Annotated in this window: 20 protein-coding genes; 10 read left to right on the top strand and 10 right to left on the bottom strand. The window is 64.7% G+C overall.

Translation table 11 applies throughout. The features are described 5' to 3' along the window. Window positions 1-3 precede the first annotated feature (3 nt). From FOC84_RS29915 to FOC84_RS29930, 4 genes are all read right to left on the bottom strand, one after another. Complete coding sequence (locus FOC84_RS29915) at window positions 4-1,086, bottom strand: formylglycine-generating enzyme family protein (RefSeq protein ID WP_173148702.1); 1,083 nt, start codon at window positions 1,084-1,086, stop codon at window positions 4-6. A 6-nt stretch (window positions 1,087-1,092) separates the two neighbouring features. Continuing rightward, the gene (locus FOC84_RS29920) at window positions 1,093-2,805 is read right to left on the bottom strand and encodes an arylsulfatase (protein ID WP_173148704.1); all 1,713 of its coding nucleotides are present in this window, start codon (window positions 2,803-2,805) and stop codon (window positions 1,093-1,095) included. 260 nt (window positions 2,806-3,065) lie between these two features. Next, on the bottom strand, window positions 3,066-3,362 hold the full coding sequence (locus FOC84_RS29925; protein WP_173148706.1) for a putative quinol monooxygenase: 297 nt from the start codon (window positions 3,360-3,362) through the stop codon (window positions 3,066-3,068). Window positions 3,363-3,439: 77 nt separating this feature from the next. Next, window positions 3,440-4,081 carry a hydrolase gene (locus FOC84_RS29930; RefSeq protein WP_173148708.1) on the bottom strand — a complete coding sequence of 214 codons (642 nt, stop codon included), beginning with the start codon at window positions 4,079-4,081 and terminating at the stop codon, window positions 3,440-3,442. A gap of 211 nt (window positions 4,082-4,292) precedes the next feature. Between FOC84_RS29930 and FOC84_RS29935 the strand changes: the two genes are divergently transcribed. From FOC84_RS29935 to FOC84_RS29945, 3 genes are all read left to right on the top strand, one after another. Beyond that, window positions 4,293-5,204 (top strand): LysR substrate-binding domain-containing protein, encoded by a 912-nt coding sequence (locus FOC84_RS29935; RefSeq protein WP_173148710.1) that lies wholly within the window; start codon window positions 4,293-4,295, stop codon window positions 5,202-5,204. Between the two features lie 181 nt (window positions 5,205-5,385). Further along, window positions 5,386-5,976, top strand: coding sequence for a YceI family protein (locus FOC84_RS29940; protein ID WP_173148712.1), 591 nt, complete (start codon window positions 5,386-5,388; stop codon window positions 5,974-5,976). Between the two features lie 62 nt (window positions 5,977-6,038). Continuing rightward, complete coding sequence (locus FOC84_RS29945; RefSeq protein ID WP_173148714.1) at window positions 6,039-7,232, top strand: lactate oxidase; 1,194 nt, start codon at window positions 6,039-6,041, stop codon at window positions 7,230-7,232. A 15-nt stretch (window positions 7,233-7,247) separates the two neighbouring features. On the opposite strand, the gene FOC84_RS29950 is transcribed toward FOC84_RS29945, so the two are convergent. Further along, window positions 7,248-7,859: a TetR/AcrR family transcriptional regulator gene (locus FOC84_RS29950; protein WP_173148716.1), complete on the bottom strand. Its 612-nt coding sequence runs from the start codon at window positions 7,857-7,859 to the stop codon at window positions 7,248-7,250. A gap of 172 nt (window positions 7,860-8,031) precedes the next feature. Here FOC84_RS29950 and FOC84_RS29955 point away from each other — a divergent pair, with 172 nt between their 5' ends. From FOC84_RS29955 to FOC84_RS29970, 4 genes are read left to right on the top strand one after another with little or no spacing between them, the layout of a single operon-like run. Further along, window positions 8,032-9,630, top strand: coding sequence for an MFS transporter (locus tag FOC84_RS29955; protein WP_173148718.1), 1,599 nt, complete (start codon window positions 8,032-8,034; stop codon window positions 9,628-9,630). A 16-nt stretch (window positions 9,631-9,646) separates the two neighbouring features. Then, the gene (locus FOC84_RS29960; RefSeq protein WP_173148720.1) at window positions 9,647-10,807 is read left to right on the top strand and encodes an HlyD family secretion protein; all 1,161 of its coding nucleotides are present in this window, start codon (window positions 9,647-9,649) and stop codon (window positions 10,805-10,807) included. After that, complete coding sequence (locus tag FOC84_RS29965; RefSeq protein ID WP_173148722.1) at window positions 10,804-12,234, top strand: efflux transporter outer membrane subunit; 1,431 nt, start codon at window positions 10,804-10,806, stop codon at window positions 12,232-12,234. Before FOC84_RS29960 ends, FOC84_RS29965 begins: the two co-directional genes overlap by 4 nt. Further along, window positions 12,227-12,646, top strand: a complete 420-nt coding sequence (locus FOC84_RS29970; RefSeq protein ID WP_173148724.1) for a hypothetical protein — start codon at window positions 12,227-12,229, stop codon at window positions 12,644-12,646. The genes FOC84_RS29965 and FOC84_RS29970 overlap by 8 nt, the downstream gene beginning before the upstream one ends. Here the strand turns inward: FOC84_RS29970 and aceE are convergent. Both aceE and gcvA read right to left on the bottom strand, forming a co-directional pair. Further along, entirely contained in the window at window positions 12,634-15,330 is a 2,697-nt protein-coding gene (gene aceE, locus FOC84_RS29975) for a pyruvate dehydrogenase (acetyl-transferring), homodimeric type (protein WP_173148726.1), read from the bottom strand. The genes FOC84_RS29970 and aceE overlap by 13 nt on opposite strands. A gap of 181 nt (window positions 15,331-15,511) precedes the next feature. Further along, window positions 15,512-16,399 (bottom strand): transcriptional regulator GcvA, encoded by an 888-nt coding sequence (gcvA, locus tag FOC84_RS29980; protein ID WP_173148728.1) that lies wholly within the window; start codon window positions 16,397-16,399, stop codon window positions 15,512-15,514. Between the two features lie 138 nt (window positions 16,400-16,537). On the opposite strand from gcvA, the gene FOC84_RS29985 reads away from it, so the two are divergent. Both FOC84_RS29985 and FOC84_RS29990 read left to right on the top strand, forming a co-directional pair. Further along, window positions 16,538-17,521, top strand: coding sequence for a tripartite tricarboxylate transporter substrate binding protein (locus FOC84_RS29985; protein ID WP_254241823.1), 984 nt, complete (start codon window positions 16,538-16,540; stop codon window positions 17,519-17,521). A gap of 42 nt (window positions 17,522-17,563) precedes the next feature. Next, a complete protein-coding gene (locus tag FOC84_RS29990) occupies window positions 17,564-18,937 on the top strand; it encodes an amidase (RefSeq protein WP_173148730.1) in 1,374 nt (457 codons plus the stop codon). Window positions 18,938-19,014: 77 nt separating this feature from the next. Here the strand turns inward: FOC84_RS29990 and FOC84_RS29995 are convergent, their stop codons facing one another. Genes FOC84_RS29995 through FOC84_RS30005 form a run of 3 tightly spaced genes read right to left on the bottom strand, consistent with a single transcriptional unit; the run spans window position 19,015 to window position 22,156 of the window. Then, window positions 19,015-19,950, bottom strand: a complete 936-nt coding sequence (locus tag FOC84_RS29995) for a ketopantoate reductase family protein (protein ID WP_173148732.1) — start codon at window positions 19,948-19,950, stop codon at window positions 19,015-19,017. A 13-nt stretch (window positions 19,951-19,963) separates the two neighbouring features. Beyond that, the gene (locus FOC84_RS30000; RefSeq protein WP_173148734.1) at window positions 19,964-21,142 is read right to left on the bottom strand and encodes a mandelate racemase/muconate lactonizing enzyme family protein; all 1,179 of its coding nucleotides are present in this window, start codon (window positions 21,140-21,142) and stop codon (window positions 19,964-19,966) included. Window positions 21,143-21,163: 21 nt separating this feature from the next. Continuing rightward, complete coding sequence (locus tag FOC84_RS30005) at window positions 21,164-22,156, bottom strand: Bug family tripartite tricarboxylate transporter substrate binding protein (protein ID WP_173148736.1); 993 nt, start codon at window positions 22,154-22,156, stop codon at window positions 21,164-21,166. Window positions 22,157-22,324: 168 nt separating this feature from the next. Between FOC84_RS30005 and leuC the strand changes: the two genes are divergently transcribed. Further along, a complete protein-coding gene (gene leuC / locus FOC84_RS30010) occupies window positions 22,325-23,761 on the top strand; it encodes a 3-isopropylmalate dehydratase large subunit (protein ID WP_173148738.1) in 1,437 nt (478 codons plus the stop codon). The last annotated feature ends 1 nt before the right edge of the window (window position 23,762 follow it).

Raw genomic sequence — 23,762 nt, forward strand, 5'->3', positions numbered from 1 at the left:
ACCCTAACGCTCTTGCGCGTTCCAGTCCGCCGCGCTCAACGCCAGGCGGAATCCGACGTTGGACGCACTGCTATATGGGTCTTGCCCCTGCCTCGCGCTTACCCTATAGCCTTCGCAGTAATCTTCGCTGCATAGGAACGAACCGCCACGGATGACGCGCTTGGGCGCCTCGGGCCTGACCATGGCGGGGTCGTAGGGCGCCGCGGGTCCAGCAGGATTGCGTACCGTCCTTTCCTGCGACTGCTGGCGAAACGCATCGGGGCGATACCAGTCCGCTACCCACTGCCACGCGTTGCCCGCCATATCGCGCACGCCGTAGCCGTTCGCCGGATAGCTGCCCACCGGTTCGGTACCCGGCATGATCTTGGGCGACTGCATGGGAAAAGCTCGGCTCGCGTCCCAGGTGCGCGCCATCGGCTTGCCATCGGGCCGCGGGTTTGTCCCCCAGGCAAAGTCCACCTGCTCCAGGCCGCCGCGGGCAGCGTACTCCCATTCGGCCTCGGTCGGCAGACGCTTGCCCGCCCAGGCCGCATACGTCTGGGCGTCCTCGTACGAAACCTGGACCACCGGATGCTCATCCTTGCCAGCGATGTCCGAGCCCGGCCCCTGCGGCTGCCTCCAACTGGCGCCCGGTGCAAAACGCCACCAGCGCGCATAGTCGTTCAAGTCGACGGGCTTGCTGCTGCCCACGAACACCAGCGCGCCTGGCACCAGTCGGGCGGGACGCGGCGTGCCCGCGGGCAGATGCACACGGATGGTGTCCCAGTCGGGCGTGCGCTCCGCCGTGGTCACATAGCCGGTCGCGGCCACGAATCTGGCGAAATCCCGATTCGTCACGTGGTCGCGATCTATCCAAAACCCGGCCAGGCGCACCGGATGCGCAGGCCGTTCATTGGCCTGCGAGCGCGGACTGTCGCTGCCCATCAGGAAATCGCCAGCCGGAATCCACATCATGCCTGCGGGTCCGCCGCGGCCATCGCCCAGCTGCCCCGCCTGCGGCCCCGCGCCTGGCAGGAGATACATCCCCGCCGCCGCAATCCCGCACAGAAGCGCGGCCGCGGTCCATGCATGTTTCATCGTGAGCATGGATGGCTAATGCTGATCGACGATCTGGCGCGGTACGCCGCGGCGCCAATCGAAGTAGTTGAAGAGCTGGGCTGCCAGATATTGACTATCCCACGCGATAACGCGATTGGCGTCGCTCCAGGCTTTATACTTGCCCGCCATCTCCTTGACGATCTCCGGGTGCCGGGCGGCGAGGTCTTCGGTCTCCCCCCGATCCGCGTCGGTATCGTAGAGCTGCCAGCCGGCGGTGCCGAAGGGTTCGGGCAGCCAGCTCAACTTCCACTTGCCCATCCGGTACTCCTTGTTGCCGAAAAGCTCGGCGCCCCGCTCGAAGTCCGGCGCGCGCGCGGATGCCGCGCTGCCGTCCAGTACCTTCAGGAACGACCCGCCCTTCAAAGGTTCCAGCGGCACGCCCTTGCGCGTTTCGCCGCGGCTTGCTCCCGCCATGGCCGTTACGGTCGGGAAGATGTCTTCTACCCCCAGGTAACCGTCATTCATCGCGCCGGGCTTGGCCACCATGGGACCTTTGACGATAAGCGGAGAAATCGTGCCGCCTTCGGTCATGACCAGTTTGAAGAGCTTAAAGGGCGCGGAACTGGCATAAGCCCAGCCTGGCCCCACGCCCGCGAACGACCCGGGCGCGCCCATGTTCTTGAAGGATGTATCGAACTCCTTGGCGATCCAGCTGCCGTCCGCGTTTCCCGGATAGAAATCCATATACGCAGCCGACGGGCCGTTGTCCGAAAAGAAGAAGATCACCGTGTTGTCGTACTGGCCGCTGCGCTTGAGCTGGTCGATGACCCGCCCGACATTGGTGTCCAGGTTGCTCACCATGCCGGCGTAGATTTCCATGACGCGCTCCTGGCGGGCACGCTCGTCCGGAACCAGATCCTTCCATGGCGTGAACAGGGGCGCCGGCTCGGACATGCGCGTGCCGGCGGGGATGACCCCAAGGCGCTGCATGTTCTCGAACATCCGTCTGCGATGCACGTCGTAGCCGTCCGCGAACTTGCCCTGGTATGGGGCGATGTCGGCCGCGGGCGCATGCAGCGGGTCATGCACTGCCTGGAACGCCAGATAGCCGAAGAATGGCTTGCCTGCTTGCTGGGCGGCCTGCATGTAGTCAACGAAACGGTCGGTGTAGAGATTTGACGAGAACTCGCCCGTGTCGCGCGCCACCGTCTTGTCATCCTCGACGAAGCGCGTACGCGGCTGTACCGCCAGCAAGCCCTTATTGTCCCAGTGGCTGCCCCCTGGATTGATCAGGGCGAACGAACGCTCGAAGCCTCGCGCCCCTGGCAACTGCTCTGGCTTGCCACCCAGATGCCACTTGCCCGCCATGAAGGTCGCGTAGCCGCGCTCCTTGAGCACTTCCGCCAACGTGTTGACCCGATCGTTAAGCGAACCTATGTAATTGCCCGGGTGCTTGTCCATCTCGGGAATGCGGTATTCGCCCATGGCGCCCATGCCGGCCAGATGATTGTCCACACCGGTGAGCAACTGCGCGCGGGTCGGCGAACAAGTTGGATTGACATGGAAATTGGTGAAACGCATGCCTTCCTGCGCCAATTGCTGGAGCGCGGGAGTCTTGATCACGTCCTGTCCGAACGGCTGGATGTCGTTGTAGCCCAGGTCGTCGGCCAGGATGATGAGCACATTGGGAGGTGGCGGGCTGGCTCCTAGCACGGGCGTGGCACACGCCAGGCCGGCCGCCAGGATGATCGCGGAAAAGCTTTTCACAATTGGTCTCCATTAGTGCGGCCGGCGGCCGCTCGAGGTCGTCTCTGCGACCTTCGGCGTCATTTTACTTATTTATATATTTTTTTCTATAAAAACCATTTTTTTAATTTTATAGATTTCGACGGCCAGCCATCCGCCCCACGCTTGAGGCGCGTTGCCAGAAGGCCTGTTCTGCTTCGGGGATGAATGGATGGCAAGCTTTGCGCGTAGGCTTGCCCGTTCAAGGCCTGCGTCATTGCAGGCGCCGAACGTTGGAAGGGTCAAACCAGACGCGTGAGAAAGTGCACCGCTTCGCGTCTCTCCACATTCGCTTCACCATGGGAATGGAAATGAGCGATGTGGGGAGATTGGTTGTGATGCTTGTCCTGCGCCGCGGCATCACGCCAGTGCTCTACAAGCACAAACCTGCGACTGTCGTTGGCATCGCCATAAAGCTCGTACCGCAGGTTTCCTTCCTCCGCCGCCGACTTTTCGGCAACGCTCACCAGGTCGGCGCGCAAGGCATCCTCTCGACCTTCCTTTGCATAGACCATTGCCAAGACGTGAATATCGTCCATAGCCTGCTCCTTCGGAAAATTTGCCCGGCAAGGCGGCGGCGGCCGACAGACCGTCGGCCACCGCTTGTCTATCCGCGTTACTCGTCGCGGTCGTAGGAGAATTGGATCGCAGGCGTTCCGCCCGTTTCGATAAAGAGGTTCATGAAGGCCGGCACGGTCTCGCTGCGCTTCCAATCCCGCTGCAGTTCGCAGAACAGTTGCACCGTAGAGATAAGCTTGCCACCTGCCTGTTCAATACGACGCAGCGCAGCCTCGTGCGCCGCCACCGACGTGCCGCCCACGGCATCCACCGGAACGTAGACCTCGTAGCCTTCCGCCAGCGCATCGAGTGCCGGGAAAGTCAGGCACGCCTCTGTCCACAGAGCCGTCATGATGAGCTTTTTGCGGCCGGTTTCCCGCACCGCCGTGCGGAACTCCACGTCCTCCCAGCTGTTGATGCTGGTGCGGTCGTATGTCGGATAGCTACCCAGCACCTTCTGCACGTGAGGGACCGGCGGCTTGTTGAGCCCCGTCTTCACATTGACCGTGGAATGCACTATCGGCAGCCCGTAAGCGACCGCACCTTTGGCGCAGCCAACAATGTTATTCAGCATCAATTGCCGATCCATCGACGCGATCGAGTTCACTTGTACCGGCTGGTAGTCAATGATGATGAAGGCCGAGTTCTGCGGCGTTAACAATTGATCCGCCTTGGGATCGCGAATGGCTTCACTAGTCATGATTCTGTCCTTTATTGCGTGGGTATGCGCCTGCCGCGGCTTGAGCGCGGAACTGCTTCTTGCCGAACGGGAGCGACTCGGGCGCCGCCGCCGCTCCTGCTCACCTACCTAAGCGCCAAAACGACCGCGCCTGGCACGCTATTGAAGTTACTCCCGCAACAAAAATCCCAAAAGATTGCAAAATCGGATGCAATATCCTAAAAATAAGACAATGAAAGATCTCAATGACCTCTATTACTTTGTGCAGGTGGCAGACCATGGCGGCTTTGCCGCCGCAGCCCGTGTCACCGGCATCCAAAAATCCATGCTCAGCCGTCGCATGCAACAATTGGAGGACCGTTTGGGCGTGCGCCTCATCAATCGTTCAACACGGCGGTTTTCAATCACCGAAGTGGGTCGGGAGTACTACGACCGATGTGTCGCCATGCTGGTGGAAGCGGAGGCGGCTGAACAGGTCATCGCACAGGTACGAGCCGAACCGCGCGGTATCATCCGCGTCAGTTGTCCTGTGGCGCTGATCAACTTCCAGTTCGGCGCGCTGTTCGCGCGCTTTCTCACGACCTACCCGGATATCGAACTCCATCTGGAAAGCTCCAATCGGCGGGTCGACGTGATCTCCGAAGGCTTCGACGTCGCCATCCGCGTGCGTTTCCCGCCGCTAGAGTCGACTGAGCTGGTCATGCGCTGGCTCGATGAAAGCACGCAATGCCTGGTTGCCTCTCCTTCTTTTCTGGCTGGACGGACGCTTCGGTCCCCCACGGATCTTGAAGGCGCGCGCAGTGTGACCCTCGGTCCGGCGCGACGCGAACACCAATGGCAGCTTCACCATGCCGATGGGCGAACCGCAAACGTCCGCCACGTGCCACGCCTCATCAGTGACGATATGGCTGCCCTGTGCAATGCCGCCATGGCTGGCGTCGGCGTGGTTTCGCTACCCACGATGATGGTTTGGCCATATGTCGAAGCCGGTCAGCTCATTCAGATCCTGCCAGAGTGGCGACCGCGCGCCGGCCTCGTGCATGCCGTCTTTCCTTCCAGGCGCGGATTGCTCCCATCTGTTCGCACGCTAATAGAATTTCTCGCCGCCGAATGCCAGGAAGCACGTAAGGCAGGCCCTGGGTAATTACCTGCCCTGCAGAAAATTAGATTCAATAATAGGACAGTCAGGACGAATATCGGTAACTACCGCATCAATGTCTCATTCTTTATTCTTATCGCACCGCTACAGCGCAAGCTGAAAGCCCCGATAGACATGACGGACTGCGCGCCTCGATTCCGCGGCGCCATACGCAAAGAGAGACCTTATGAAGCAAACTCATGCAGCATTTCTGACCAGCGCGCTCCTGGCCCTGAGCAGCTTTACGGCGCATGCCGCGCCCGTGGATTACCAAATCGATCCGGAACACACTGAAATCGTGGTTACCTGGGATCACCTGGGCTACTCCAAGCCTTCGGCCCATGCGGGTGGCGTGACCGGTGTGATCAGCTATGACGCCTCCCAGCCGTCGAAATCCGCGGTGAACCTGAGCGTGCCCGTCCCGCGCTTCACGTCGCACGTGCCCAAGCTGGACGAGATGCTTCAAGGCGCCGATTTTTTCCAGGCGGCCAAGTATCCCGACATTCAGTTCCGAAGCACCTCGGTGGCCGATCAGGGCAACGGAAACTTGAGCGTGAGCGGCGTCTTGCGCATCAAGGGCATCGAAAAGCCCGTGGTGCTGCAAGCTCGCAAGAACCAGCAAGGCGTCCACCCGATGCTGCAGCGGCCCGCCATCGGCTTTGATGCCACGACGGTGCTCAAGCGCAGCGACTTCGGCGTGGATGCGTTCGCGCCTGGCGTGAGCGATCAGGTGCAGCTGCGCATCACCGTCGAAGCCGTCGCCAACGCCGCGCGTTGAAACCAAGACAGTGGATCTGAGATGGGCGAATGGTATTCCCCCACCTCAGCGGAGTAGAGAAAATGCAAACTTCCAGACGTGAAATGATGATCGGCAGCCTGAGCATGATGGCAGGCGGCCTCCTGTCGGCTTCGGCCTCGTCCTCGTCCGCAGCGCCGCTTGCCGCCACCGCGACAGACGGCGCCTACAAGGCTGGCAGCGCCCAGAAAAAGCTGGACATCATCAACCTGTATGACCTCGAGGAAGAGGCCAGGAAACTCATCCCCGTTCCGCAGTTCAGCTACATCAGCAGCGGTTCCGGCGACGAATGGACGCTGCGCGAAAACGTGCGCTCGTTCGACGATCACGCCATCATGCCGCGCTATCTGGCCGGGGTTAAGCAACCCGACACGCGGACCGAGTTGCTCGGATCCAAGGTCGATATCCCGATCTTTGTGCCGCCCATGGCCGCGCATGGCCTGGCCCATGCGTCGGCCGAACTGGGCACCGCGAAAGGCGCGGCCGACGCCGGCGCGTTGTTCACCGCCCAAACGCTGGCCAACGTCCCCCTGTCGGAAATGGCCAAGGTCAGCCACGGCCCGAAGTGGTTTCAGCTGTATTTCACCAAGGACATGGGCGTGAACCGCGAACTGATCGCGCGCGCCAAGGCCATGGGCGCGACGGCCATCGTTTTCACGGTGGATCTGGAATGGTCGGGCAACCGCGAGTCGGACCGGCGCACGGGTTTCAAGTTTCCAGCTTCCCTGCCATTCCCCAATGTTCCCAATGCGCCCGCGGGAGCGACGCTGGCCGAACTGTTCACCATCTTCAAGCGCGACCTGGATTTCAAGGACCTGGAGTTCATCGCGCGCGAGTCGGGCCTGCCCGTCGTGGTAAAGGGCATTCAATCCCCCAGCAACGCAAAAGAAGCGGTCGATGCAGGGGCGGCCGCCATTCAGGTGTCCAACCATGGGGGGCGCCAACTGGATTCCGTTCCTGGGGCATTCACCACCCTGCCCGGCGTGGTTGATGCGGTGGGCCATAAAGTGCCCGTGTACCTCGATGGCGGCGTGCGCCGCGGCGTGCACGTGTTCAAGGCGCTGGCCATGGGAGCCAGCGCGGTGGCGGTCGGCCGCCCCGTGCTCTACGGCCTCGCCCTGGGCGGAGCCCCGGGCGTCACCTCCGTTCTGAACACATTGAAGTACGAACTCGAACTCAGCATGAAGCTTGCTGGCACAGCGACGATCAAGGACATCAACAGGACCTTCCTGGCATAACCGCAACGATGCGGACTAGCTGGACGAAGCCGCGCCCAGGGCTCGGACCAGCATGTCCGCATACGTTTTGCACAGGCGCGTGTCGGCCAGCGTGCCCGTCAGCATGTGCAGCCAGCTTGCCCCCATCGCCAGGGAGATGGCGGCCTCCACATCCGGTCCCCAGCGCAATTCCCCCCGGTCGCAGGCGCGCTGGAAGATCGACCGCAGGTTGTTCTTGCGCCGGTCCACGAACTCGTCGCGCAGCAGGGCCAGCGTCTTCGGATCGGATTGGGCCTCGGCAACGATGCTGCGCAGCGCTTCGCCGGCTCGCGTGCTGCTCCACCAGTTCCACAGCGCCGCCAGGAAATCGGCTAGTTCATCGCGCAAATTGCCCTTGCGGGACGTGGCCAGGCTCGATTCCCCCGAACGCTCATACACCTCGATGATCAGTGCCGCCTTGTTCTTCCACCAGCGGTAAATGGAAGGCTTGCTGGATCCCGCACGCTTGACGACCGCGTCCAGCGTGAAGCCCGCATAGCCGGATTCGTCGAGAATCGCCGCCGCCGCTTCGATGATGGCGCGATGGGTTTCCTCGCTGCGCACGGCGCCGTGCGACACGCGCGAGCGCTTCTGAGTCTTAGTTTCCACCACCTCTGCTCCTTGATCCCTGCGTTCTCCGGACGCCGCCGCGGGCGTTCATCGCTTACGCGGTCCGCAGCGTTCCACCAGTGTCGCCAATTCTCGCTGAATTGCGGTTGTTATAACGATACCAAGAGTATATATTTTGCCTAACGATACCATCGGTATTTATAGGCAATCCATGTCAACAGCTCTACCTCCAGCCCCCCCGCCCTTGCCCGGCCGCCTCTACGCCCTGGCAGTGGCGTCGCTGGGCGCGATGATCGGCTCCACCTTTCCCCTGGCCGCCATCCTGGCCTTGGGAGACATAGGCGGCGGCCTGTCGGCCAGCGCCGACGCGACCGCATGGCTGACCACGATCTACAACGTGGGCCAGATCTTCTGTCTGCCCATCGTGATGACTTCGGCCGCCGCCTTCGGCCGCGGCCGCAGCATGCGCTGGGCCGGCCTGGGCTTCGCGCTGGCGTCCGCCGCCGTGGCAATGTCGCCGAACCTGGCCTGGGCGCTGACCATGCGATTCGCCCAAGGATTCTTCGGCGGCATGCTGCCCGTGCTCATGTTCCTGTTGGTCATGACCACTTTGCCGCCGGGCCGGGGCCAGGTGCGTGGCCTTGCGGCCTTCGCCGCGTCCACGTCCATCGGGGTTGGACTGGCGGGATGGCTGGCGGCGGAACTGGCGGCCGTGGGCGGCTGGCGCATGCTCTTCTGGGCCCAGACCGTCCTGGGCGCGGCGTACTACCTGCTGGCCCGGCGCGCGCTGCGCCAGGACCGGGGCGACATCCACTACCTCAAAGTAAAGGACTGGCCCAGCTACGCCCTGCTTTCGGCCAGTCTCAGCGCCATGGTGATCGCCATCTCGGAAGGCGAGCGCCATTTCTGGTTCGAAACCTGGTGGATCAGCGCCTGCCTGCTGATGGGCCTGGTTGGAATGGGATTGGGCGCGGCCAGCCTGCTCAAAGCGAACCGCCCGCTGCTGCATCTGAACATCTTCCGCAAATCCACCTTCAGCTGGGCCATCGTGCTGCAGATCATTTTCCGTTTTGGGACGCTGTTCGCCGTCTGGATCGCGCCCCAGTACCTGATGCGCATCCACGGCTTCCGGCTGGAACAGATTTCCGCGATGCTGCTACCACTGTCGCTGGGCACTATGGTCTCCCTGCCGATCGCCTTCTGGCTGGCGCCGCGCGTCGACCAGCGGCTGGTGCTCAGCGCCAGCCTGGCCTTGTTCGCGCTGGCCTGCCTGCTCAGCGGCAATCTCAGCCCCGACTGGACCGCGCAGAACTTCGCGCCAGCGCTGCTGGTGGCCGGGCTGGGACAGGGGCTGTTCTCTGTCGCGACCTTGCGCTTTGCGGTCTATGGCATCGGCAAGACCGACGGCGCAACCTGCGGAATCATCTTCAACTACTCGCGGGTCCTGGGCCTGGTCAGCGGCATCGCCGTGTTCAGCCACGTGGTCAACGAGCGCGAGAAGTACCACTCGGCCATGTTGAACGAAAGCGTGAGTTCGCTGGCCGCTGAAACCACCGCGCGGCTGAGCCAGAGCGCGGGCGGCATGGCCAATTGGGTCTCCGACCCGGGCGCCACCCAAGGCGCCGCGCTCGGCCGCCTGGCGCGCAGCGTCGCGGGACAGGCCTACACCCTGAGCTACAGCGACGCGTTCCTGCTGGCCGCCGCCCTGCTGACGCTGGGCGCCGTGCTGGTGTGGGCGCTGCCCAGGCTGCCCAGCCCGCTCGCCCCGCCCGTCCTCCCAGTTCCCTCTCTTCCCAGCAAGACCGCCTAAGTCCAGAGGCCATTCCATGAGCACCGAAACCACTCTCCCGCCAGCTCCCAGCGCCCTGCAAGTCATTCTGCACACCAGCCACCGCGTCCTGGTCGCGTCGGCCATCGTCCTGGCCCTGGGCGGCCTGGTCCTTGGCGCCTACACACTTTGGCATGGCGCGACGCCCTACGAACGCACCGAGAACGCGTACGTCAAGGGCGATCTGACCTACGTCGCCACCAAGGTCAGCGGCTACATCCAGACGGTCGATACGGAAAACAACCGCAAGGTGGAGGCCGGCCAGCAGCTGGTGAGCATCGACCCCAAGGACTATGAAGCCGCCGTCGCCGACGCGGAATCCGCCGTGGCATTGGCCGACGCGACGCTGGAACAGATTGGCGCGCAGCAGACATTGCAGGCCACGCAGATACGCATCGCCCAGGCGACCGTCACCTCAGCCCGTGCGCAGGCCGCGCGCACCCTCGCGGATTTCCGACGCGCACAATCGCTGGTCCAACAAGGCGGCGTCAGCCGCGCGCTCTACGACCAGGCCAGTGCCGAACAGGTACGCGCGGCGTCCACCTTGAACCAGAACGAAGCGCAGGCGGAGTACGCCCAACAGCAGTTGACCGTACTGCGGGCCCAGCGCGAAGCGGCGCAGGCCAGCCGCGACAGCGCTCTGGCCAGGCTGGAAAAGACCCGCAACGACCTGGCTGCTACCAGGGTGATCGCGCCGCGCGAGGGCCGCATCGCGGGACGCAATGTGCGTCCAGGCGAATACGTCGCCGTGGGTACCCGCCTGATGGCAGTGGCGCCCACCCGGGACTTGTGGGTGGAGGCAAATCTCAAGGAGACGCAGTTGGCGCGCATCCGGCCAGGCGACCGGGTCAGCGTGCGCGTCGACGCCGTACCGCACGCCCGCTACTGCGCGACCGTCGAGAGCGTGGCAGGCGCCAGCGGCTCGGAGTTCGCCGTCATCCCGCCCGACAACGCCACGGGCAACTTCACCAAGATCGTGCGCCGCTTCACTGTCCGCATCGTGCTGGACCCGGACCAGCCTGGCCTGGACCGGCTGGGCACCGGCATGTCCGCGGTACCAACCATTGCCATCGATTCCGGTCCGGGCGCGCAGGCATCCTGGAATCCGCTGCGCCTGTTCTATCCCGGCTTCACCTGCGCCACCAAGGAGCAATCATGAATGCGCGCCACTATGCACCCGCGCTGAGCCTGGCGATGGCTTTGCTGTTGTCGGCCTGCGTCACGCCGCCCGACCTCGGCCCCAGGCCCGCGCCGGCATCCAGTCAGAACCTGCCAAGCGAGCGCAGCTTGGCCGCGCCACACGCGGCGTGGCCCGCGAAGGAATGGTGGAAACGGTACCAGGACCCGCAGCTCGACCGTCTGATCTCGCAGGCGCTCTCCCAATCCCCGACGATGGCCGTCGCCCAGGCACGCATCCGGCGCGCCCAGGCTGGCGTGCAAGGCGCGGGCGCGGCGCTCTACCCGCATGCGTCGCTGACAGGCGGCATGACCGAAGCCAAACCCAGCACGCAGACCGGCGCGCCCGTCTCCGATGCGCTGCGCGGCTGGAACGACAGCGCACGCACCGCGCTGGATTTTTCCTACGAATTCGATTTCTGGGGAAAGAACCGCGCTCTGCTGGCGTCCGCCGTATCGGAGCTTTCCGCAGCCCAGGCAGACGGCGCCGCCGCTGGCTTGAGTCTGTCGACCGCGATTGCTACGGTGTACGCCGATCTGCTGCGTCTGTACAACGACCGCGACATGCTGCAGGAGGTGCTGCGCATACGCGAGGAAAGCGAGCGCCTGGTGCGGATGCGTTTCGACGCCGGCTACGATTCTGAAGCCGACCTGCGGCAGGCGCAGGCCGGTCCGCCCGCGGTACGGGCCGAACTGGCCGCATCCGAGGAGCAGATCGGGCTGGCGCACTTTCGCTTGACCGCACTGCTGGGCGCGGGCCCAGACGCCGCATTGGAGATCGAACGCCCCGCTCGCCCGGCGCTGCAAGCGATCGGCTTGCCCCCGAGCTTGCCCGCCGACCTGTTGGGACGCCGCCCCGACCTGACTGCCGCGCGCTGGCGGGTAGAGGCGTTGTCCAGCCAGATCGACGCGCGCGAAGCGGACTTTTATCCCAACATCAACCTGAGCGCGATGCTGGGCCTGCAATCGTTGGGGGTCGGTAATCTGTTCCGCTCGGGCTCGGACTTCGGCTCCGTGGGCGCGGCATTCAGCCTGCCAATATTCGATGCCGGACGCCGCAAGGCGGCCTACGGCGTGGCTCGCGCCGACTACGATGCCGCTGTCGCCAACTACGACGCCGCGCTGGCACAGGCCCTCAACGAGATCGCCGGCATCGCGCTGAACAACCGCTCGCTGGACGAGCAGATCCACTATGCGCGGGAATCGCTGCGGATGACCGAACGCGCGTGGGAACTGGCGCGCGCCCGCTACACCAGCGGCGCGGCGGATTTCCAGTCGGTGCTGATCGTCGAAGACCGGCTGGCGACCCAGAAGCGAGTGGTGGCCGCGCTGGACAGCCGGCGTTTTGCAATCGATGTCGCCTTGCATCGCGCGCTGGGCGGCGGTTTTCAGGAAGCCACGCATGGATGACCGGATGCGGGACATGGCGATGTTCATGACGATGGCGGAAACTGGCGACCTCGAACACGCCGCCGGAATATTGGAGACGCCAACTGCCTGCCTGGCCTTCAGCCTGCAAGCCTTGGAAGCGCGCCTGGGCGTGACGCTGCGCCCCCTCCACTTGCCAGAACGGGTGGGCCACGGGAATCGCCATCAGCACAAATACAATCAATGCGTCGGCGCCCAGCCACGACCAGCATCGCAGGATGACCAAGGTCGAACCCAGCAACTGCACCGCAACGGTCGCTGCGGCAAGCAGCGGCCAGTCCAGCAGCTTCGCCACCCAGGCGGCGTTCCCGTACCCGCATTCGCATCTACGCTCATCAACGATTCCAGTCTTGCTGATCGACTCGATATCGCCTGTTGTTCTCAGGTGTTCTGAGGATTGGCCTTGTCCGGTTGGATGCCGTATTGCGCAATCGCCTGCGCCAGCACGCCGCGGTCGATTTCGCCATCTTCGGCCAACGCCTGCAAGGAGGCCAGCACCACGAAGTGGCGGTCGATTTCGAAGTGCCCACGCAGTCGGTGGCGGAAGTCAGACAGGCCAAAGCCGTCCGTGCCCAGCACCTTGTAGGCCCGATTCTTTGGAATGAACGGGCGTATCTGGTCGGCGAAGAGTTTCACGTAATCGGTCGAGGCCACGACGGGCCCCTGCGTGCCGGTCAACTTTTCCGTCACGTAGGGAACCCGCGGATCCTCCTGTTCGCCGCGCAGCAGGTTATGGCGTTCGACATCGAGACCGTCGCGGCGCAGCTCGGTGAAGCTGGTCACGCTCCAGACGTCGGATCCGATGCCCCAATCCTCATGCAGCAGAACTTGCGCCGCCAGCACTTCCCGCAGGATCGTGCCGGACCCCATCAACTGGACCCGCCTGCCGCCATCGCCCCGTGACTGCAGCTTGTACATGCCCCTGATGATGCCCGCCTCATCGCCCGAGGTCAGGCCAGGCTGCGGGTAGTTCTCATTCATCACGGTCACGTAGTAGTAGACGTTCTCCTGGTTTTCGACCATGCGCTTGACGCCGTGCTGCATGATCACGGCGAGCTCGTGCGCGTAGGTCGGATCGTACGCCACGCAATTGGGGATGGTGGACGCCAGGATATGGCTATGGCCGTCCTCATGCTGCAATCCTTCGCCATTCATGGTCGTGCGCCCAGCCGTTCCCCCCAGCAGGAAACCGCGCGCCTGCATGTCGCCGGCCGCCCAAGCCAGATCGCCCACGCGCTGGAAACCGAACATTGCGTAGTAGATGTAGAACGGAATCATGATGCGGTTGCTGGACGAGTACGACGTCGCCGCCGCGATCCAGGAACTCATCGCTCCCGCTTCATTGATCCCCTCCTGCAACAGCTGCCCGTCCTCCGCTTCGCGGTAGTGCATGACCTGGTCCTTGTCGACCGGCGTGTATTTCTGGCCCTCCGGCGCATAGATGCCGATCTGACGGAACAATCCTTCCATCCCGAACGTCCGCGACTCGTCGGCCAGGATGGGCACCACGCGCGGCCCCAACGCCTTGTCGCGCAACAGCAGGTTGAGAAAGCGCACGAAGGCGTGCGTGGTGGAAATCTCGCGCCCGGGTATCGTCGGCTCCAGCAGCGATGCGAAGGCCTGCAAGGCAGGCGCAGGCAGGCTTTCATCCGCCCGCCTGCGGCGCTTCGGAACGTGTCCGCCCAACGCGTTGCGGCGGTCCTGCAGATACTTCATCTCCGGCGAATCCGCGCGTGGCAGGAAGAATGGCACTGCCTCCAACTTGTCGTCAGGCACCGGAATGCCATAGCGGTCCCGCAGATCCCGTATCACGTCCACGTCCAACTTTTTCTTTTGGTGGGTCGGGTTCTTGGCCTGGCCGACGTGGCCCATGCCGTAGCCCTTGATGGTCTTGGCCAGGATGACGGTGGGCTGGCCCGTATGCGCGGCGGCGGCGCTGAACGCGGCGTACACCTTGTGCGGATCATGGCCGCCACGGTTCAGGTTCCAGATCTCATCATCAGTCATGTGCGACACGGCTTCCAGCAGCTTCGGATGCTTGCCGAAGAAGTGTTCGCGCACGAACTTGCCGTCGTTGGCCTTGTACGCCTGGTACTCGCCGTCGACGGTGTCTTCCATGACCTGGCGCAGGATGCCTTCGTTGTCGGCGGCCAGCAGCGGATCCCAGTAGCCGCCCCAGATCAGCTTGATCACGTTCCAGCCCGAGCCGCGGAAGTCGCCTTCGAGTTCCTGGATGATCTTGCCGTTACCGCGCACCGGGCCGTCCAGGCGCTGCAGGTTGCAGTTGATGACAAAGATCAGGTTGTCCAGCTTTTCGCGAGCGGCCAGGGCGATGGCGCCCAGCGATTCGGGCTCGTCCATTTCGCCGTCGCCGCAGAACACCCAGACTTTGCGCTTGCTGGTGTCGGCGATGCCGCGGGCGTGCAGGTATTTCAGGAAGCGGGCCTGGTAGATGGCCATCAGCGGGCCCAGGCCCATCGACACCGTCGGGAACTGCCAGAAGTCCGGCATCAGCTTCGGATGCGGGTACGAGGACAGGCCCTTGCCGTCCACTTCCTGGCGGAAGTGGTTCAGCTGGTCTTCGGTCAGGCGGCCTTCGAGGTAGGCGCGGCCGTACATGCCGGGCGAGGTGTGGCCTTGGAAGTAGACCAGGTCGCCGCCGCGGTTTTCACCCTCGCCATGCCAGAAATGGTTCTGGCCGCATTCCACCATCGTCGCTAGCGATGCGAACGAGGCCAGGTGGCCGCCGAGGTCGCCGCCGTCAGCCGGACTTTCGAGATTGGCTCTGACCACCATCGCCATCGCGTTCCATCGAACCAGTGCGCGGATGCGCTTTTCAAGGACGGCGTTTCCAGGATAGGCGGGCTCGGCGCTTGCGGGGATGGTGTTCAGGTATGGCGTCGTCACCTCGGCGCGAGGCACCGCCACACCCGAACGGCGCCCTTGGTCAATCAGACGCTCCAGCAGATAGTGCGCCCGCCGGCTGCCCTCGTGCCGGGTGACGGAGGCCAAGGCATCCATCCAGTCCTGCAGGTCTTCATCCCTTGTTTGCTCAATATCCGGGTTTCTGTCATCCATGGCCAACCGCCTTCATGCTTGGTTCGGAATGCGGCGCGCATGGCGCGGCCGCGCACTGCGTGTAACGATAGACAAGGCAGTGCCAGCCGCCTAGAACCAAAAACAGCTCTCTGCAACCCAAAAATAGAACACAGGAAGCGCAGCGGAGCAGCCTGCTGAAAGGGGCACGCCCCTGCGCGGCCTACGCCTGCAGCGAGACAGATCGCACCCAGCGTCGGAAGGTGGCCAGGGCAGCCGAACGACGCTTGTAGCCATCCGGCGGCAGGACGAAGTAGTAGGTGTAGTTGCCCAGATCCACCGTCACGTCGAACGGGGCAACCAGCCGGCCCTCGCGCAGATCCCGGTCTATCAGGCCCTTCTGCGCGATGGCAACCCCGTATCCCTCCAGCGCCGCTTCGTAGGCCAGCGCCGATGACTCATACTTCATGCCGCGCTCGATATCGATGCCTTTGACCTTGGCGGCGCGCAGCCACGCCGTCCAATCATCGGGACGGCCGAACACATGCAGCAGCGTTTCGCCCGCCAGGTCCTTCGGGGTGCGCAGGGTCCTGCCCTTCTCCGGCGAACACACGGGGATCAGTTCATTGCGCAGCAACATGTAGCTGAGCACGCCCTTCCAGTCGCCACGCCCCAGCACCACCCCTGCGTCCAGATCTTCGCACTCGAAGTCCGGCGGCGTCAGGGAGGTGTGCAGCTTGACGTCGATGTCCGGATGGGCCGAGCGGAACTTCGCCAGCTCCGGCAACAGCCAGCGCATCGCGACGCTGTGGGGGGCACGTATCGTGAACGTCGCCTGGCGTTGCGGCTTCATGGCGACGGAGGTGGCGCGGCGCAATGCCACCAGCGACTTCGCCACATCCGACAGATACTGCTTGCCGGTAGGTGTCAGCACGATGGCGCGGTGCTGCCGATAGAACAGTTTGCGCCCCAGATGCTCTTCGAGCAGCCGTATCTGCCTGCTCACCGCGGAGGGCGTGACGCAGAGTTCAGCCGCTGCTTCGGAGATGCTTGCCAGGCGCCCCGCAGCTTCGAAGGTACGTACGGCATTGAGCGGTGGCAAAGCGTCCATGCGCGACGTCTCTTTTCGCTTGAGAAAATGTAAATCATGCTAGCGATAAAGTCGTTTGAACGCAACGCTGGCCCAAGCCACCATGGTCGAAAATCCGGGGGCGAATTCCCTGGGATATGAACCACCAGGGGACCACGCATGACACATGGATTGAGACGCGCCTGCGGCGCATTGTTGCTTGTTTGCATGGCGCAATTGAGCGCCACGGCCACCGCCGCCGATCCCTACCCGAACCGGCCTGTGACCATCGTGGTTCCGACCACGGCGGGCGGAACCGCCGACATCCTGGCGCGTCTGCTCGGGCCCAAGCTGGCGCAACGCTGGGGCCAGGCGGTGGTGGTGGAGAACCGCTCCGGCGCCGGCACCCTCATAGGCTCGGAATACGCCGCCCGCGCCCAACCTGACGGCTACACGCTGATGCTCACGTACTCCGAACTGGTCACGCTGCCCGCGCTGAACAAGAATGCGCGCATCGACGTGGTCCGCGACTACTCCCGCATCGGCAAGATCGGCAGCCTGCCCGTCCTGCTTCTGGCCCATCCGTCCATGCCAGCCGATACGATGGCCGAGGCGGTGCAGAAGCTGAAGGACGCGCCGGGCAAGTACACCTATGCGTCTAACGGCACGGGTTCCGCCCTGCAACTGTACGCCGAGATGTTCAAGCGCCAGGCGCGGGTGGACATGATGCATGTGCCCTATCGCGGGGCGCTGGAGGCTTCGCGCGCCCTGCTGGGCGGAGAAGTCGACATGCTGATGCAGCTGGGCAATGGCAACGTGATCTCGTACGTCACCAGCGGCAGGGCCAAAGCCTATGCGGTGGCATCCGAATCGCGGATGGCGGCCCTGCCGGACGTGCCCACCACGGCCGAAGTCGGCTTGCCGCAGCTGCGCCTCGAAGCCTGGTACGGACTCTTCGCCCCCGCAGGATTGCCGCCGGACCTCGTGGCCAAGCTGAACCAGGATCTGGGCGCAGTGCTCGCGATGCCCGACATCGAGGCCCGCCTGACGGCCCTGGGCATGCAGACGCAGGCGGGAACGCCCGCGCAGTTCGACACATTCTTCATGACGGAACACCAACGCTGGACGGCGCTCATCGAGGACGCCGGCCTGCAGGCCGACTGAAACCCGCGCATCCCCCTCGACACCCAAGCACAGGAGCAGACATTGCACTACGACCCCAGCACCCATGATCCATTGACCTTCCACGACCGCAGAAGCGGGTTCTCCGAAGGCGGCGATACGCCGCGCGAATACCTGGAGCGCTGCCTGGCCACGATAGCCGCGCGCGAACCCGCCGTGCGGGGATGGGTGGTCATCAATGAAGCCGCGGCCAGGCAGGCCGCCGACGCGTCCGCCAAGCGCTATCGAGAAGGCCGGCCCCTGTCGTCGATAGACGGCATGCCGATAGGCATCAAGGATCTGATCGAGACGCGCGACATGCCCACGCAGATGGGCAGCCCGGCCTACGACGGCAATTTTCCGAAACGCGACAGCGCGGTGGTGCGGGCCTTGCGCGACGCCGGCGCGGTCATACTGGGCAAGACCGTCACCACGGCCCTGGGCTTCCTCGACCCAGGTCCGACGACCAACCCTTTCGACGAACAGCGCACGCCAGGCGGATCCTCCAGCGGGTCCGGCGCCGTGGTTGGCGCAAACATGGTGCCAGTCGCCATCGGCTCCCAGCTGGTGGGATCGGTCATCAGGCCCGCAAGCTTCAGCGCGAACTGGGCGCTCAAGCCAACCTACGGCGCGATCAACCGCGGCGAACGCCAAGGCTTCAGCCAGTCCCACATCGGCGTGCACGCCGGCTGCGCGACGGACATGTGGCGCACATCCATCGAAATCGTAAAGCGCGTTGGCGGCGATCCCGGCCATCCGGGCCTGTATGAAATGCCCAAGCCCCGCCTGCCGCTCAAGCCGGAACGCTTGGCCGTCTTCGAGAGCGAGGGTTGGCAACGCCTGGACGCCGCATCGCGCCAGACCTTCGAGGATGCGCTGCGGCGCCTGGCGGCCGAGGGCGTGCATATCATCCGGCGAACAGACCTGCCCCTGCTGGAGGAGTTCGAGCGCGCCATCGCGAATGCCGGCGCGCTATCCATGCGCATCATCTCGTGGGAGCATCACTGGAGCCTGAAGAACCTGGCCGAACAGCATCCCGGCACCCTGGGCCCCAGCCTCGTGCGGCAGCTCGATATGGGCGCTGGCATGACTCTCGAGCTGTACCGCCAGGCGCTGCTGGAACGCGAACACGCCCGCCAACGCCTTGCCGCGCTGGCGACCCAATGCGATGCGCTGATCAGCCTGTCGTCCTGCGGCCCCGCGCCGCGCATCGCCGCGGTGCAGGACACACAGCAGCCAACGGGCGACTACTCATTCAGTTGCGTGTCGTCCTTGCTGGGCGCCCCGGCCGTGAACGTGCCGGCCCTGAGCTCGGAGGACATGCCCCTGGGAATTCAGGTGCTGGGACAGGCACATGCGGATGCGAAGGCGGTCGCGATCGGACGCTGGCTGCACGCCACCCTCACATCCTCGAACTGACAGCAAACCGCCAAATCGCGCGCTTTCCTTCGGGAAAGCGCGCGATTTGGCATATCTTGACGCCCCGTACCCGCTACTCAATGCTTGGCGCGTCCGCTGCTGAAGCCAGCCTCGCGCTGCTTGACCAGCCTGGTCAGGGTTTCATTCACGGGCGCGGATACGCCGGCCTTCCTTGCCTGAACGGGAATCGCGCCATTGATGTAGTCGATCTCGCTCGTGCGCTTGCGTTCATGGTCCAACAGCACCGAGGGCTTGGCATCGCGGATGCGCTCGCCGAAGGCGCGGACGTGCGCGACCGGGTCGGCGACCTGGATCGGCACGCCCAGGGCGCGGGCCACTGCCCATGCCTCGGTAGCCGCCGCCTGGCTGACCGCGCCTATGTGCGGATCGTCCATGACCGCGCCGATGGTCAGGCCGGTGAGCGCGCAAGGCGCGCTATAGGCAACGTTGCAAATCAGCTTTTCCCATTGCATCGCAGCCAGGTTGTCCACCGCCTGGGCGTTGAAGCCGGCACTGCTCCACACAGCGGCGATGCCCTCAAGCTCCGCCTGTGGCATCCCCGCATAGGCGCCCATGCGCACTGCGGACATGCCGTTGTGGTGGACGTGCCCCGCCGCGGGCAACGACGCGCCAAACGCGGCGGCGATGCCGACCGCCAATCGGTCCGCGCCTATGGCTTCGGCCACGCTGTCCGCGCTGCCCAGGCCGTTCTGTATCGTCAGCACCCGCGTCCGCGGCCCGAGCATCGCTCGCGCCTGCTCCGCCGCGCTGCCGGCTTGCGCCGCCTTGACCGCAATGATGATCAGATCGACCGTTTCCGCCGGCGCCTGGCGGAATGCGCGCACTCGCGCCACGCGGTCGCCGCTGGCGCCTTCCACCCGTAGGCCACGGGTGGCCATGGCCTCCACGTGCTCGGCCCAATGGTCGATGGCCAGCACATCGTGCCCGCCAGCGGCCAGCAGACCGGCGTACACGGAGCCCATGGCCCCACACCCCATAATCGCAATCTTCATGATGTCAGCTTCCTCAAGCACTGCCTGTAGCCAGGGCCGCAATATACGGCGCCAATTCCTGTTTCTGTTCCAGCCCGAATCCTGGAGCGTCGGTCGGCCGGACTTGTCCAGCCCCCAATGCGCACTGCGCGGGATAGCCGCCGAACGGCTGGAACACGCCCGGATAGGCTTCGCACCCGCCCAGCTCCAGACCGGCGGCGATGTGCAGATTGATCAAGTGGCCGCCGTGCGGGTGCAGGCAGCGGCGCGAAAAGCCGGCCCGCTCCACGGCCGCGACCATGCGCAGATACTCGGTCAGGCCGTAGGCCAGGCCCGCATCCATCTGCAGGATATCGCTGGCCGGGCGCATGCCGCCAAAGCGCAGCAGATTGTTGACGTCCGGCAGCGAGAACAGGTTCTCACCGGTGGCGATCGGGCCGGCATAAACCTGCGCGACCTGGCTATTGAGCTCATAGTCCAGCGGATCGCCGATTTCCTCGTACCAGCGCAAGCCGTAAGGCTCCATGGCACGCGCATAGGCCAGGGCGGTAGGCAGGTCGAAACGCCCATTGGCGTCCACCGCCAGATTGGCGCCCTCGCCCGCCACCGCCAGCGCGGCCTCGATGCGGGCCAGATCTTCGTGCAGCGACGCCCCCCCGATCTTCATCTTGAACTTGACGAATCCCTGCTCGCGATAGGCCAGGAACTCCTCCTTCAGGCGCCGCACCGGGTCGCCGCTGTCGTAGTAGTAGCCACCAGCCGCGTACACCTGCGCCGAGCCGCTGCCGGCCGCGCGCCCCGCGTGCCGCGCGATGCCGCGATAGGCCGGCTCGTCCGCCAGCTTGGCGTTCAAGTCCCAAAACGCCAGTTCCAACGCGCCGACCGCCGCGGCCCTGTCGCCGTGGCCGCCGGGTTTCTCATTGCGCATCATGACGGCGCTGGCGCGCGCGGGATCGAACGCCGTGCCTTCCTCATTGAGCAGCGCTTCGGGCCGCGCCGCCAGCAGGCGCGGAATGAAGCGTTCGCGCAGCAGCCCAGGCTGGGCGTAGCGACCGATGGAATCGAAGGCGTAGCCGATGACCGGACGGCCATGGCGCACCGCATCGCTTACCAGCGCCACCAGCGACACCGTATGTTCGGCGAAGTTGACCAGCGAATTCGATATGTTGCCTTGCAGGGGAACGGCGATTTCTCGTATGGCGGTAATGCGCATGGATGGGTCGTCAATGTGAGGTTATTGGACGGTGATGCCGGCGGCCTGGATGATCTGCGACCAGCGGACGGTGTCTTGCTTGATGAGTTCGGCGAACGCCGCGCGGCTGTCGACCACCGGCCACGCGCCCAGTTCGACCATGCGCGCCTTCATCTCCTCGGTTTGCAAAGCGGCCGCCAGGGCGCTATGGATTTTCTCCAGTACCGGGGCGGGTGTGCCGGCCGGCGCCAACAGGCCGTACCAGCTGGGAGAGTCGAAGTCCTTCACCCCGCCTTCGGCAATCGTGGGCACTGTCGGCGCGCCAGGGAAGCGCTGGCCGGAAGTGACCGCAATCGCCTTGAGCTTGCCATTCTTGAGGAACGGATCCGCCACCGCCAGTCCGGTGATCAGTAGCGGAATCTGGCCTGACACCACGTCCGCGATCGCCTGCGCGCCGCTCTTGTACGGAATGTGGGTCATCTTCATGCTGGTCGCGCGGTTCAGGCGTTCGCCGACCAGATGGCCCATGCTGCCGGCGCCGGCGCTGCCGAAGTCCAGCCGCGAGTCGCCGTTGCGCCCCAGCTTGACCAGTTCGGGCAGCGTGTCAGCCTTGACGGCGGGATTGGCCACCAGCACCAGCGGCACCACGGCGATGCGCGAGATCGGTGCGAAATCGCGTTCAGGCTGGAACGGCAACTGGCGATACAGCGAGGGATTGATGACCAGGGTGGCGTCGGCGGCGAACAACAGCGTGTAGCCATCGGCCGCTGCCTTGGCCACCGCGTCGCTGCCGATGTTGCCGTTGGCGCCCGGCCGGTTTTCGACGATCACGCTCTGTCCTAGCGCATCGCCCAGCTTTTGCCCGAGCACCCTGCCCAGGATGTCGGTGGTGCCGCCCGCGCCGAATGGCACGATCAGCCTGATGGGCTTCTCCGGATAGGCCGCCGTGGCGGCGGCAGGCGCCAGCGCCGCGCACATGCCCAACGCGGCCAGCATGGCGGCCGCCCTACTGCGAACCTGCTCTACGCACTTCATGGATGTCTCCTCTTTATTATTTTGGGAGTGACTTCTGATAATGCACACGTTTGCACTGATCGCAATATAATGAGGCCAATTTTCCGCGTCAATATTCTTTCAGATGCTCGTTTACCCGTGTTTCATCCTGATTCCATGAAATTCATACGTGTGCACTAGGGAGTAACCATGCAGAGCCCCGCCGCCGCACCGCCGCAGCCCTCTGACGGCGCGCCGCAAACCCTGTTCGACAAACTGTGGGATGCCCATCACGTCGCCGACCTGGCCGACGGGCGCAGCCTGATCCACATCGACCGCCACCTGCTGCATGACCTCTCCAGCCCACAGGCCTTCGCGTCGCTGCAGGCCCAGGGGCGCCGTGTGCATAGCCCGCAGCGGAATGTGGCGATCGCCGACCACATCGTGTCCACCGCGCCGGGCCGGCGCGCCGAGCATGTGCCCGGCAGCGAGGCCATGATCGCCGCGCTGGAAAACAACGCCGCCCGGACCGGCATACGCCACTATGGCGTCGATGATCCCGACCAAGGCATCGTGCATGTCATCGCGCCCGAGTTGGGCCTGGTGCTGCCGGGCATGACCGTGGCCTGCGGCGACAGCCATACCTCCACCCTGGGCGCGCTCGGCGCCTGGGCCTGGGGCATAGGCACCTCGGAAGCCGAGCATGTGCTGGCCACCCAGACACTCGCGCTGCGGCGCCCGCGCGCGATGCGCCTGACGCTGGCCGGCGCCCTGCCCGCCGGCTTGAGCGCCAAGGACCTGACCCTGCACGTGCTGCGCCGCATAGGCGTGCGCGGCGCGGCCGCCGGTTTCCTGGAACTGGCCGGCGCACCGGTGGCCGCACTGTCGATGGAAGAGCGCCTCACGCTTTGCAATATGGCGATCGAGGCCGGCGCGCGCGCCGCCGTGATCGCGCCCGACGCGGTCACCATCGACTATCTGCGCCGCCATGCGCCCGCCGCGTGCCTGGACGACGCAGCGCAACAGGCCTTCCGCGCCTTGCGCAGCGATGCCGGGGCGCGCTACGACACCGAGCTGGACCTGACGCTGGCGCTGGATGGCCCGCAACTGACCTGGGGCACCAGTCCGTCGCAGGTCGCGGGAGTGCACGAAATCCTGCCTGACCCCGATGATGCGGCCGAGGCCAGCGAACGCGCTGCGCTGCGTCAGGCTTATCGCTACATGGGCCTGACGCCGGGCGGGGTCTTGGCCGGCGTGCCGGTGCAATGGGTATTCATCGGATCCTGCACCAACGGACGGCTGTCCGACCTGCTGGCCGCGGCGCGCGTCGCGCAAGGCCGCCGGGTCGGCGCAGGGGTGCGCGCGCTGGTGGTGCCAGGGTCGCAGCGGGTCAAGCGGGCGGCCGAACAACTGGGCCTGGACCGCATCTTCCTGGCGGCCGGATTCGAATGGCGCGAACCCGGCTGTTCCATGTGCGTCGGCATGAACGCGGACAAGGTGCCCCCAGGCGAACGCTGCGTGTCGACCTCGAACCGCAACTTCGAAGGACGCCAGGGGCCTGGCGCCCGCACCCATCTCGCCAGCCCCGCCAGCGCAGCCGCCGCGGCCATTGCCGGCGCCATCATCGATCATAGGGATCTGGTCTAAT

The sequence above is a fragment of the Achromobacter pestifer genome, assembly GCF_013267355.1.
In the GTDB taxonomy this organism is placed as follows: domain Bacteria; phylum Pseudomonadota; class Gammaproteobacteria; order Burkholderiales; family Burkholderiaceae_B; genus Achromobacter; species Achromobacter pestifer_A.

Bases quoted from the DNA above. Each gene is read 5' to 3' on its own strand.
- FOC84_RS29995 (WP_173148732.1), bottom strand. From the start codon at position 19,950: ATGAAGATTGCGATTATGGGGTGTGGGGCCATGGGCTCCGTGTACGCC.
- FOC84_RS29915 (WP_173148702.1), bottom strand. From the start codon at position 1,086: ATGCTCACGATGAAACATGCATGGACCGCGGCCGCGCTTCTGTGCGGG.
- FOC84_RS29970 (WP_173148724.1), top strand. From the start codon at position 12,227: ATGGATGACCGGATGCGGGACATGGCGATGTTCATGACGATGGCGGAA.
- aceE (WP_173148726.1), bottom strand. From the start codon at position 15,330: ATGGATGACAGAAACCCGGATATTGAGCAAACAAGGGATGAAGACCTG.
- FOC84_RS29940 (WP_173148712.1), top strand. From the start codon at position 5,386: ATGAAGCAAACTCATGCAGCATTTCTGACCAGCGCGCTCCTGGCCCTG.
- FOC84_RS30005 (WP_173148736.1), bottom strand. From the start codon at position 22,156: ATGAAGTGCGTAGAGCAGGTTCGCAGTAGGGCGGCCGCCATGCTGGCC.
- FOC84_RS29985 (WP_254241823.1), top strand. From the start codon at position 16,538: ATGACACATGGATTGAGACGCGCCTGCGGCGCATTGTTGCTTGTTTGC.
- FOC84_RS29965 (WP_173148722.1), top strand. From the start codon at position 10,804: ATGAATGCGCGCCACTATGCACCCGCGCTGAGCCTGGCGATGGCTTTG.
- FOC84_RS30000 (WP_173148734.1), bottom strand. From the start codon at position 21,142: ATGCGCATTACCGCCATACGAGAAATCGCCGTTCCCCTGCAAGGCAAC.
- FOC84_RS29960 (WP_173148720.1), top strand. From the start codon at position 9,647: ATGAGCACCGAAACCACTCTCCCGCCAGCTCCCAGCGCCCTGCAAGTC.
- gcvA (WP_173148728.1), bottom strand. From the start codon at position 16,399: ATGGACGCTTTGCCACCGCTCAATGCCGTACGTACCTTCGAAGCTGCG.
- leuC (WP_173148738.1), top strand. From the start codon at position 22,325: ATGCAGAGCCCCGCCGCCGCACCGCCGCAGCCCTCTGACGGCGCGCCG.
- FOC84_RS29955 (WP_173148718.1), top strand. From the start codon at position 8,032: ATGTCAACAGCTCTACCTCCAGCCCCCCCGCCCTTGCCCGGCCGCCTC.
- FOC84_RS29930 (WP_173148708.1), bottom strand. From the start codon at position 4,081: ATGACTAGTGAAGCCATTCGCGATCCCAAGGCGGATCAATTGTTAACG.
- FOC84_RS29925 (WP_173148706.1), bottom strand. From the start codon at position 3,362: ATGGACGATATTCACGTCTTGGCAATGGTCTATGCAAAGGAAGGTCGA.
- FOC84_RS29945 (WP_173148714.1), top strand. From the start codon at position 6,039: ATGCAAACTTCCAGACGTGAAATGATGATCGGCAGCCTGAGCATGATG.
- FOC84_RS29935 (WP_173148710.1), top strand. From the start codon at position 4,293: ATGAAAGATCTCAATGACCTCTATTACTTTGTGCAGGTGGCAGACCAT.